The organism is Robertmurraya sp. DFI.2.37, assembly GCF_029211245.1.
In the GTDB taxonomy this organism is placed as follows: Bacteria; Bacillota; Bacilli; order Bacillales; family Cytobacillaceae; genus Robertmurraya; species Robertmurraya methanolica_A.
The window spans coordinates 91,299-103,278 of sequence record NZ_JARGEJ010000013.1 but is presented as its reverse complement, the minus strand read 5'-3'; the positions used below and the strand labels follow the sequence as shown (position 1 = coordinate 103,278).

Genomic DNA, 11,980 nt, shown 5'->3' with positions numbered 1-11,980 from the left:
ATTGTGAGGGGAACGTACGTTTGTCAAGACGGAAAGTTTGTTCGCATCCCTTATTGGGGGTGTAACGATAAAAAGCCCTAGTCGTAAGACTAGAGCTAATGCGGAAAATTAATTTCCGAGAGACTATATATAGCAAATGGGGGTGTCTATTTTACACATTCCAATTATGAAGATTTTCCAATGAATCTATTAAACTTCCCAGAAAAAAAACATGCATCTATTAAAAATTCGAGAATGATCAATTGTGCAAACTTTGCGATGGAAGCAAAAAATTTACAAGATCCTCCTCTTAAATTATTATGGATTGCATCTCGAAGTCCACTTTCACAGGATATGAACATTAATGTCTGGCAAGAATTATTTAAAGAATTGGAATTGATCGTCACAGTTGACCTTTTTATGACGAATACTGCTAAACATTCAGACATTGTTCTTCCGGCAGCAAGTCATTTTGAGGAAGAGGATTTAAATGTGGGATACTGGCATCATTGGCTCTCTATAAATCAAAAAGCAATACCGTCATTTTACGAAACGAAAAGTGATTTAAAAATTGCCCGTGAGTTAACGGCAAAATTAAACATGCTCCGTCCTGGTTTTTCCACATTTCCTTATGAGCTAGAACCGAAAGATTGGATTGAGCTTGAACTTAATGAAAAGGTGCAAGCTTTGTATGGCCTCAAATCGTATACGAGTTTAGTTGATGGACCTAAGCCACGACTCGCTAATCAAACAGAGAATAAGCACTTTTCATTTATACAAGTAGATGACGTGAAAGCCATGTTGCATTCACTGCGGCTGGAAACAAAGGGGAAGCCCTCACGATATCCATTTCGACTGCTCTCCCCTCAAACATTATTAAAAATACATTCTCAGTTTGCTCTCATCTCCTGGCTAAATCCCAAGCCAGATGAGACCGTTATTGAAATAAACAGCAAGGTAGCAGAGTCATTGGGAATTAACGATGGAGAAAAAGTGAAAGTTTACAATGAAAACGGAACGATCATCATCAAAGCGTGCAAAAATCAACATCTGCCACATGATGTCGTTCTCGTCAGTCAAAGCGGTGAAAACTCTATCAATCAATTAATTGGCTCACAACTGCAAAAACAAGAAGAACTATCAAGCACTCATTTTTATGATTGCTTTGTAAGTATTAAGAGTCTAAAACACCCATAGAAGAAATGAGTTGATTATATGTCTAAACAAATGGGATTTGTTTTTAATGCAGACCATTGCATTGGCTGTACCTCCTGTGAAATTGCTTGTCGTAATGAAAATCACACAGACAGGAACGTTCGTTGGCGCAAAGTATCGAAGTCATCTCAAGGGTTTCTCTCCCTATCCTGCAATCACTGCAATAGCCCTGAATGCTTTCGAGTTTGTCCTGAAAATGCTTTTATGAAGCGGCATGATGGAATTGTTTTAATTGATTCGAATCTTTGTACAGGCTGTAGACTATGCATAGCAGCATGCCCTTACGAGGCCCCTCAATTCGATTATGAAACGAATAAAGTTAGCAAATGTCAGATGTGTTATCCTAGACAAGATCGGGGTTTACTGCCCGCTTGTGTGGAGGCCTGTTCAACAGAAGCACTACAGTTGGTGGACTTGGAAAATTTTTATGATCCTCAGGCGGTCCCATCCATTTTGGGGATCCCTGATATTCGAATAACACAACCGTCTGTCGTTTTTTATCCTATTACCGAAAAGAAAAGACACTTTCTTGTAGAATGATTATCCATTTAATACAGACCATTTCATATGCTATTTTTTGACAAGATCATTTAGAGTACGACAAAAAAATGTTTTTCCACACGAACATTGCTGTGAAACCATAAAAAAATTCGAGATATCTCGAATTTTTTTATTTCGATGTGGAAAATATCACTGCAATCTGTTAAAATCTGTATTAAAATGTAATAGACCCCTTTATTACCTGAAATCAAGGAAATAGGGGTTTTAATTATGCATGAGATCACAAACTTTGAGATGGCATCCTTATTCGTTTCACTATTTTTCACTTACTAAGGAGTTATTTACATGTCTAGGTCCTGTTTAGAAGAAAGCCTTTTCTACAAAATTGAAACACTAAGAAAAGAAATGATCCAAACTGGAATTAAGGAAGGTCTATCTAGTAAAAATACAATACAATTAAGTCAGATGCTCGATCAGTATGTTCTTCAATATCAAAAGCTAAATTTTAGCAATTTTAAGAAGAATTTTTAATAAATTGAATATCTGCCAAAAATTGATACAAAGCTTGCCATGACGCGCAATTGAAATCCTCTCCTGCGATTCGCTGAAGCCTCCTATTTCGTGTTCTAAATCATTGTGCGGCCTAGAAGTAAATAGACTCCTAGGTCGCCTTTTACCACTCTCTATTTAGGTGTGCTTATTCCAGAATTATTTACTAATAGATTGGCCCTTCTTTGATTCGTTGCAATAATATAAATCGCACCAATGGCAATTAAGAGCGCAATAACGGAACCGATATTAACTAAACCTTTTTCAGAGAACCAGACGATCGCATATCCGAGCGAACCAGCAAACAAGGAGTAGTATGCAAACGGAAGGAGTGTTTTCCGTATAACCGTCCCTTCCTTTCCAACAAGACCGACAACTGCCGAAGCAGCAACTACATTATGAACGCAGATCATATTTCCCGCAGCTCCACCTACTGCTTGTAGTGCAACGATCCACGTTGGATCAACACCAATTTGCGAACCAACATCATATTGGAACAAGGAGAACATCATATTGCTAACAGTATTGCTACCAGCAATAAATGCTCCTAAACCGCCAATAAATGTCGCAAAAATCGGCCAAAAATCACCAGTTAATGCTGCCACAGCGTTGGCTAATTCAATCGGCATCCGCTCATAACCTGCCGCTCCACCTCCTGTATTTAAAAAAACTTGAACCATTGGAACGGTAAAAATGAGTGCTGTTGAAGCTGACAGCATTGTTTTTCCTGAATGTGACCATGCTCTGCCATAGGCTTTTCCGTTCATCCCATGGAGGAAGTAAGTGATGACAGATACCAGAATAAAGATAAATCCTGGAGAGTAGAGAGGCTGAAAGCTAGTTGTGATTCCAGAATCGAAAATATTTTCCCATTTTAAAGTCCACGCTTGTGTCCATTCTAAGAATGGAAGCGATTGCAAACGTGTCAAGACAAGAAAAAGACCAATTAAAACATACGGAGTCCATGCTTTCGCCATACTCATATTTCCACTTTTATGAGCAATATCTTTCATTTCTAATTTGCCAATCCATTCTGGATCCCATTTGGATTTTTCTTCGAAATCCCAAATTTCATCTTCTTTAGGCATAAATAATCCTTTTTTGGCAGCGTAAATCACAATAGCTAAACCAACTAAACCTCCAACCATCGAAGGGAATTCTGGACCAAGTGTATTAGCAACGATTACATATGGAATCGTCATCGCAAAAGCTGAGAATAAAGCAAACTTCCAAATCTTCAACCCTTCAGTAAAAGATTTGTTTTTTCCGAAAAATTTTGTCATAAATGCAACAACGATAAGGGGCACGAGCGTCCCGGCAATCATGTGAAGAATAGATACCTTCCCCGCGATCTCAATCGTTAAAGCTAAAAAGTCATTGGAAAGACTTGCATCTGCCGATAAGCCGGACTGAACTCCGACCAACATTGGAGTACCTACAGCACCAAATGATACAGGTGTGCTCTGAATTAACATTCCAGCCACAACAGCTGCCATTGCTGGAAATCCTAATCCTACCATCAGCGGCACAGCTACGGCCGCGGGTGTACCAAATCCGGCAGATCCTTCTATAAAGGAGCCAAATAACCAAGCAACAATGATCACTTGAATACGTCGATCTGGAGAAATATCAGTGAAACCTTGGCGAATCGTTTTAATTCCGCCACTCTCCTGAAGCGTGTTTAACAGTAAGATTGCGCCAAAAATAATGTACAATAGTGTCCCGGCCGTAAATAACCCATGCAATGATGCAGCTGCAACATTGGCACCCGGAACCTTCCAAACAAATAACGCAAGTCCAATTGCAACTAAATAAGAAATTGGCATTGCTTTACTTGCTGGCCATCTTAATCCAACAAGAAAGATTGCTACTGCTATAATCGGCAATAGCGATAAAAAAGCAAGCATTCCTGTGCTCATAGCACTTCCCCTTCCGTTTGATGATAAAAAACAATGATTTCAATTGTTGCACAATAGACAACAAAGTCATATAACAATATTATATTTGTTATATAACAGGAGATACTTACTTAAATTATACACACTTATACTATAGTTTCAATAATTTTTAGAAAATTCACTTCATTTTATTACGACAAAAAATCCATATGATCGCTCTTTTATATAAAGTTCAACACACTCTCTAGTTATAGCAACTTAGGAGCGTCCACCTTTGAAGAGAAATAAAAAAATTTGCTTGCTATACTTTTTTATGAATCTCCACAGAAAAACAACAATCAAATTGCATTGTTTAAAACAATTAACAGTAGGAATCCAATTTCATAATGTACCATCGCTAATTAAAACGAACAATACCAAGTTTAATAATCCGCATTTACTCCTTAAAATGTAAAAATCAAATGAACGTTCGTTTTTGAACTTGAAGTGCTGAAACTCAGCATTAGTAAATTTTTAAAACCCGCAACATTTTCCAAGCCATACTGCCATCCTTTACCTGATGCTCAATCGCTTCATCATTGTGAAACAAAGCTTCGAGATTTTTTAATGGATAGTTAAACAAAGTTGTTGAGAAAATGATTTTGGCTCATCTCGTGTGAAACCTCACATGAGATGAGCCAAAATCAACACCAACGTTAATTTCATATGTTTCCTAAACAGTATTTACGTACCCTAATCTTCCTGATATTTTCGCTCCTGCTTCCTTCATTCTTATTTTCAATTGTTCCAATCTTGCTGCCGTCATCCTTATCGTTGGTCCGGAAATACTTACCGAGGCTATGACCTTCCCTAAATGGTCGAACAGTGGAACTGCAATGCAAGTGATTCCATATTCATTTTCTTCCAAATCCAAAGCGTATCCTTTTTGCTTAATTTTAACTAATTCTTTTAGAAACGCCTCTTTCTCAGTGATCGTTGCTTCTGTATGGATCGGGAGCCCTTTTCTTTCAATAATATCTTCTACGACATTTAACGGTAAGTAAGCAAGAATTGCTTTGCCAACAGAAGTACAATGCATGGGAGCTCGCTTTCCAACCTTTGAATGCATGCGTAATGTTTGATTTCCTTCCAGTTTTTCAATGTATACAACCTCGCCCTGGTCCCATACAGCTAAGTGAATGACTTCATTTGTTTCCCGTTCTAATTCCAATAAGAAAGGTCTTGCCTCTGCTCTAATATCAATTGATTCTAAAAGTTTTGAACTAATATCCAGAAATTTATAACCTAATTTATAACGTCCAGTATCGACATCCTGTTCAATATAACCATACTGAGCTAACGTTGAAAGAATCCGGTAAACAGAGCTCTTATTAATATCAACTTGCTTTGCGATTTCTGTTACACCTAACCCCCCTTTTTTCGAGCTTACTAAATTAATAATATCCAGTGCTCGTCCCACTGATTTAACCATATTGTCTCTTTCCATCCATTCACACCTCCGCTTCATACGAAGTAACGATGGCTCCTTTTCAAAATGGAAAAAGAGCCATTATTACATAACTTAATGCTCGACCGAGACCGCTTTTTTCACAAAAGAATTCCTCAATATACCAATCTCCTCTATTTCACATTCTATCACATCTCCAGCACGAACAAACTCTGCTCCTACAGGACTGCCAGTTAAAATCACATCCCCTGGCTGTAGCGTCATAACATGGGAAAGATAAGAAATCATTTTTGCGGTGGAAATAATCATTAGCTCTTGCCCGCTATTTTGTTTTTCTTCCCCGTTCAATCGCGCTTTCACTCTTAATGATACTGGATCGATTTTCGTTTCAATGAACGGTCCTAATGGTGTAAAGGTGTCAAATGACTTTCCAATTGTCCAATGACCCGCTTCGTGAAAGTAGGCAGGAGCGGTGACATCATTTCCAACTGTATAGCCAAACACATAATCAAAAACCTCTTCTTCTGAAATATCTTTTGCTTTTTTTCCAATCACCACCGCAAGTTCAGATTCAAATTTTACAGTATCACAGCCTGTTGGAATGATAATCTCGTCCTCTGGACCAATGACTGAGGAAATTGGCTTAAAAAAGAAAACCGGAATATCAGGCAGTTCATTCGGTAATTGATCAACACTTGCTACATAATTCGCACCAATTCCAATTATTTGAGTAGGCATCAGCGGGGCTAGAAGCTTTACTTCATCCTTTGAAAAAACCTTTCCTGTATAGTCCCAGTCTGCAAATATATCTCCTTTTATTTCTCTTATGCCGTCTTCGACCAACACTCCTTTATATTCAATAGCATCCACTGAAAAACGTGTAAATTTCATTTTTCCACTCCTCCGGATAAACTTTAAGATTAGGTTTTGTTAAACGAAATAGCACTTGGATTCACATTGCTTTCATTCATGGGTTGAGAAAATGAATCCAAATCAACATCAACATATTGCAAAGCTTAAGATTAAAAAATATGGCTGCCGAACTTTTTGCTCACATTTTGTGCAGGCGGATGATTCTCATTTGTCAAAAAAATGCTGTGTGCTTTAATTCTTCATCCTTTACATCCATTTTAAACAAAGGGCTTCTTTACCTAAGAAAAAGAGGCATTCCTTTCAATGATGAATGCCCCCTTTTATGTCAATTACTTAACTTCCAACTCTTATTTTCGCCTTAAATTCTGCACGACGGCGATGTAAAATAGGCTCCGTATAGCCACTTGGCTGTTCATACCCCTTAAAAACCAAATCGCATGCTGCTTGGAAGGCGACTGAATCATCATAGTTAGCGGACATTGGACGGTAGTTCGCATCTCCAGCGTTTTGTTCATCAACAACTTTGGCCATACGCTTCAGCGTCTCTAAAACCTGCTCTTCTGTTACGATCCCATGATGGAGCCAGTTCGCCATATGTTGACTCGAGATTCGCAGTGTAGCACGGTCTTCCATCAAGCCAATATTATTAATATCGGGAACCTTTGAACATCCAACTCCTTGCTCAACCCAACGGACGACATAACCTAAAATTCCTTGTGCATTATTATCAAGCTCTTGTTGAATTTCTTCTAGTGTCCATGTTGGATTTTCAACTACTGGAATTTGTAAAATATTATCGCGATAATCCACCGCTTTCTCTTTTAAAAGCTCATTTTGAACAGCTATAACATCAACTTCATGATAATGAAGGGCATGCAGAGTTGCCGCCGTTGGAGATGGAACCCACGCTGTATTTGCACCCGATTTAGGATGAGCAACTTTTTGCTTAATCATCTCTGCCATCAGATCAGGGATTGCCCACATTCCTTTCCCAATTTGGGCATGGCCTTGAAAACCTACTGATAATCCGACATTTACGTTAGAATTTTCATAGCCTTGAAGCCATGCCGTTGACTTCATATCATTTTTACGAATCATGGCACCCGCTTCCATAGAGGTATGCATTTCGTCTCCGGTTCGATCAAGAAATCCTGTATTGATGAAGACAATCCGTTCTTTAACTTTACTAATTGCATTCTTTAAATTAATAGAAGTCCTTCTTTCCTCATCCATAACCCCAATTTTTAACGTATTTCGCTTAAGTTCAAGCAAATCCTCAACTCGATCAAAAAGTTCATTGGCAAATGCCACTTCATCTGATCCATGCATTTTAGGCTTGACGATATAGATGGAACCTTTAGCACTATTCTGATATTTCCCATTGCCTAATAACGTATGCTTTCCTATTAAACTTGTAATAACCGTATCCATTATACCTTCTGGGATCTCTTCATCATTTGGCCCCAAAATGGCATTTGTCGTCATAAGATGGCCAACATTCCTTGTAAACATAATGGAGCGGCCATTTAAAGTAATTTCATCACCACTTGGAGAAGTATAGAAACGGTCTGGATTCAAAGAACGAGTGATCATTTTTTCACCTTTTTTGAACGTAGCGGTTAAATCGCCTCGCATTAAACCAAGCCAATTGCGATAAACATGCGTCTTATCTTCTGCATCGACCGCTGCCACTGAGTCCTCACAGTCCATTATCGTCGTTAAAGCTGCTTCCATAAGCACATCTTTAACCCCAGCTTTATCAGACTTGCCGATCGGAGAATGAGGATCGATCTGGATTTCAAAATGAAGCCGATTATTTTTTAAAAGAATAGCAGACGGTGCTTCAGCACTTCCTTGATAACCGATAAGCTTTGACTGGTCTACTAATCCAGTCACCCTTCCATCCTCTAACGCTACAGCCAGCTTACCATCAACTACAGCATATTTCACAGCCTCCTCATGCAAAGCATTAGAAAGAGGCGCTGCCTTATCGAGGAAATTTCTCGCAAAGCGAATCACCTTTTCTCCCCTAATCGGGTTGTAACCCCCACTGCGCTCAGCACCGCCTTCCTCACTAATAACATCGGTTCCATAAAGAGCGTCATATAAACTTCCCCACCGTGCATTTGCAGCATTTAAGGCATATCGGGCATTATCAACAGGAACAACTAATTGTGGGCCAGGCTGCAACGCAACCTCATCATCTACATGATTGGTTGTTACTTTGTAGTCTTCGACCTCTTTTTCTAAATAACCGATTTCCTCTAAAAAGCTTTTGTATTGTTCAAACTTAAACTCTTGATTTTCTTTATGCCAAGCATGGATTTTTTCTTGAATTTCCTCACGTTTAGCTAGTAATTCTTTATTCCTTGGCGCTAAATCAATAATCAGTTTTTCGAAGCCTTCCCAAAAAGCTCCCTCCTCAACCTGACTTTCTGGTAGCGCTTCCTTATTAATGAAATTAGCAAGAACCTGTGATACCTTTAAATTTCTAATTTTTACATAATCAGACATTTATTATCCTCCTATCTGTTTGTTATTACGAAACATCGTTTCATATTATCTCTAAAAAAATAATATCACGGGGAAAAACATCTTTCAATAATTTTCTAAATATTTTATCTCTTTACTCGAGATGTGGTTCATTTTTGCATTATAACGACCTTACTTTCAGTTTTAATGTCCATAAGTCTGCCCTTACAATTAGACAAAGGTTTCTCTAGCATTCTTCATTTCTTTTTTTACCTCTACACAGCGTCCGGGAGACGGAAACAATTTACCGGCATTCAACAAGTTTTTAGGATTGAAGACATCACGAATATCGGTCTGTGCTGCAATTTCTCGCTCCGTGAACACAAAGCGCATTTCTTCTCTTTTTTCGATTCCGACACCATGTTCTCCCGTAATTGTACCACCAACATCCGCACAAACTCGTAAGCACTCACTTCCTGCAGCTAATGCCTTCTCTATTTCTCCAGACTTTCTTGCATCAAAGAGGACGAGCGGGTGTAAATTCCCATCACCAGCATGAAAAATATTAGCAATTCTTAGTCCGCTTTCTTCACTTATTTTGTTAATTCTCGCAAGAACCTCTGGTAATCGACTCCGTGGGATAACCCCATCCTGAACAAGATAATCAGGAGAGATGGCTCCCATCGCACCAAATCCTGTTTTACGATTTGCCCACCATCTCCCCCGTTCTTCTTCACTTTGAGCCACCTTTACCTCCCGCACATTACGTTTCTTACAAACCTCAAGAATTTGCTTAATCTGCTCGGTAATTCCGACTGAAATCCCATCTACTTCAATTAATAATAAAGCTTCTATATCCTTCGGATGACCAACAGGAAACGCTGCTGCCTCCACTCCTTCAATTGCAGTCTTATCCATCATTTCAAGAGCAGCAGGGACAATCCCTGAAGAAATAATATCAGATACTGCTTGACTCCCGTCTTCCACCTTGTCAAAATAAGCAAGAACCGTTTGCTTTGCTTCTGGATTTTTCAAAATTCGAACCGTAATTTTTGTGACAATTCCTAACGTCCCTTCTGAACCGGTCAAAAGCCCCAATAGATCATAACCGGGAAGATCAAGAACACCATTTGTACTAATATCAATAATTTCTCCGCTCGGCAAGACAACCTCTAATCCCAAAATATGGTTCGTTGTCACGCCATACTTTAAACAATGAGCTCCGCCAGCATTTTCCGCAACATTACCACCAATCGTACAAGCATATTGGCTAGAGGGATCTGGTGCATAGTAATAGCCTTTATCAGCTATCGAATTCGTTAATTTAAGGTTAACAAAGCCAGGTTCGACCACGGCACGCCTATTTTCCAAGTCCACGCTTAACAGCCGCTTCATTTTAACTAAACTAATGATGACTTCTCCATTTAACGGTATTGCTCCTCCACTTAAACCTGTCCCTGCACCACGGGCTAGAAAAGGCAACTGATTCAAATCGCAATATTTGACCACTTCAGCCACTTCTTTTGTGCTATTTGGAAAAACAACTGCCTTTGGAAGATGCTTATGAATCGTGAATCCATCACAATCATAAGCAAGCAGATCGGCTTTTTTAAATAAAATCTCTTTTTCACCGACTATTTTTGCAAGATTTATAATATCCTTGTCAGTCGTTTGCAAACCCTTTTTCGCCATTATTTCCCCTCTCATTCTCTTCTTTTTGATAAGCCCAATCAAGTAGTTGAACTGTATGAACAATTTTTTGATTTCTTCCATACTTTTCAACACCAACAGCCATTTGTAGCATGCAACCAGGATTGCCCATCGATATCATTTCAACATCCTCAGGAACATTTTTCATTTTGCTTTCAAGTACAGCTCCTGCCATTTCAGGATTGGTAATATTATAGACTCCTGCACTTCCACAACAACGATCAGCATTCGGCATATGAACCATTTCTACCCCTGGAATATTGATTAACAAATCCCTCGGTTGTTCACGAACACCTTGACCATGGGCTAAATGACACGCATCATGATAGGTAATACGCGTATTCAATTCCACCTTCGGCTTTTCATACCCTGTATCGTATAAATATTTTGAAATATCCTCTACTTTTTGTGCAAATTCTTCTGCTTTTTCATGCCATTCTGGTTCTTCCCGAAACAGTTCAGGATATTCTTTCAGCATACATCCACAACCCGCCGCATTCGTAATCACCTTCTCCGCATCTTTAAAAGCTTCTATATTTTGCTTTGCTAACTTTCTCCCCATCTCACGGTCCCCTGCATGGACATGAAGAGCCCCACAGCAAGTTTGATTTTTAGGAATGCTCACATCGTTGCCATTTTTCGTAAGCACGTTAATCGTCGATTGATTAATATCACTAAACATGATATCCATTATACAGCCCGTCAGCATCGCCACTTCTCGTTTCGTCTCTCCTTTAGCCTTAATGACCTTTTGCTCCTTATATTTCTTTTGTACAGGTATACCAATCGCTGGCATAATTGCTTCCATTTCTACTAGATGCTTCGGCATCATATTAATTAAACCTGTTTTTCGAACAACCTTTTGCAACCCGCTCTTCTGATAAAATGCAAGTAAACTACCCAACGAGTGGAGACGACTTTGGTGAGGAAACAGTCCTTCTAATAAAAATTTGCTTGTCATTCCTTTCCATCCTTTTAAAGGCATTGCTTGACGCACCTGTCCCCTAGCTTCTTCAATTAAGCCCCCTACGTCCACATCAGCTGGGCAGGCTGTTGTACAAGCACGACAATCTAAACAAACGAATACAGGGTCCGCAAAGTCATCATCAACCACTAATTTTCCTTCTGCCACTGATTTAATTAAATGGACTCGGCCTCGTGGCGAATGCTGTTCCTGACCAGTTTGTTCATAGGTTGGGCATGCTTCTAAGCATAAGCCACAATGGACACAATCAGCCCATTTATGTTCATCTGGTGGATCACTCCATAAATAATTACTTAAAGAATTCGTATGACAAGGCGGCTCACCTTTCAGTTCATTTTCTCTTAAACTCAA

At 39.1% G+C, this 11,980-nt stretch carries 9 protein-coding genes; 3 read left to right on the top strand and 6 right to left on the bottom strand.

Going from position 1 to position 11,980, the window contains the following annotated elements; all coding sequences use genetic code 11:
- The first annotated feature begins 180 nt into the window (after nucleotides 1-180).
- The 3 genes from PZE06_RS09685 to PZE06_RS09675 all read left to right on the top strand — a co-directional run bounded on the left by PZE06_RS09685 (nucleotide 181) and on the right by PZE06_RS09675 (nucleotide 2,226).
- Nucleotides 181-1,176 (top strand): molybdopterin-dependent oxidoreductase, encoded by a 996-nt coding sequence (locus PZE06_RS09685; protein ID WP_150915488.1) that lies wholly within the window; start codon nucleotides 181-183, stop codon nucleotides 1,174-1,176.
- Nucleotides 1,177-1,194: 18 nt separating this feature from the next.
- Nucleotides 1,195-1,734, top strand: coding sequence for a 4Fe-4S dicluster domain-containing protein (locus tag PZE06_RS09680; protein WP_150915487.1), 540 nt, complete (start codon nucleotides 1,195-1,197; stop codon nucleotides 1,732-1,734).
- A 306-nt stretch (nucleotides 1,735-2,040) separates the two neighbouring features.
- Nucleotides 2,041-2,226 (top strand): aspartyl-phosphate phosphatase Spo0E family protein, encoded by a 186-nt coding sequence (locus PZE06_RS09675; RefSeq protein ID WP_150915486.1) that lies wholly within the window; start codon nucleotides 2,041-2,043, stop codon nucleotides 2,224-2,226.
- 152 nt (nucleotides 2,227-2,378) lie between these two features.
- Here PZE06_RS09675 and PZE06_RS09670 read toward each other — a convergent pair whose 3' ends face one another.
- The 6 genes from PZE06_RS09670 to PZE06_RS09645 all read right to left on the bottom strand — a co-directional run bounded on the left by PZE06_RS09670 (nucleotide 2,379) and on the right by PZE06_RS09645 (nucleotide 11,980).
- Nucleotides 2,379-4,163: an L-lactate permease gene (locus PZE06_RS09670; protein WP_150915485.1), complete on the bottom strand. Its 1,785-nt coding sequence runs from the start codon at nucleotides 4,161-4,163 to the stop codon at nucleotides 2,379-2,381.
- A 691-nt stretch (nucleotides 4,164-4,854) separates the two neighbouring features.
- A complete protein-coding gene (locus tag PZE06_RS09665) occupies nucleotides 4,855-5,628 on the bottom strand; it encodes an IclR family transcriptional regulator (protein ID WP_150915484.1) in 774 nt (257 codons plus the stop codon).
- A 75-nt stretch (nucleotides 5,629-5,703) separates the two neighbouring features.
- Nucleotides 5,704-6,480 (bottom strand): fumarylacetoacetate hydrolase family protein, encoded by a 777-nt coding sequence (locus PZE06_RS09660; protein ID WP_150915483.1) that lies wholly within the window; start codon nucleotides 6,478-6,480, stop codon nucleotides 5,704-5,706.
- A gap of 315 nt (nucleotides 6,481-6,795) precedes the next feature.
- Nucleotides 6,796-8,976 carry a malate synthase G gene (locus PZE06_RS09655; RefSeq protein WP_150915482.1) on the bottom strand — a complete coding sequence of 727 codons (2,181 nt, stop codon included), beginning with the start codon at nucleotides 8,974-8,976 and terminating at the stop codon, nucleotides 6,796-6,798.
- Nucleotides 8,977-9,165: 189 nt separating this feature from the next.
- The gene (locus PZE06_RS09650; protein ID WP_150915481.1) at nucleotides 9,166-10,626 is read right to left on the bottom strand and encodes an FAD-binding oxidoreductase; all 1,461 of its coding nucleotides are present in this window, start codon (nucleotides 10,624-10,626) and stop codon (nucleotides 9,166-9,168) included.
- Nucleotides 10,598-11,980 (bottom strand): (Fe-S)-binding protein, encoded by a 1,383-nt coding sequence (locus tag PZE06_RS09645; RefSeq protein WP_150915480.1) that lies wholly within the window; start codon nucleotides 11,978-11,980, stop codon nucleotides 10,598-10,600. Before PZE06_RS09645 ends, PZE06_RS09650 begins: the two co-directional genes overlap by 29 nt.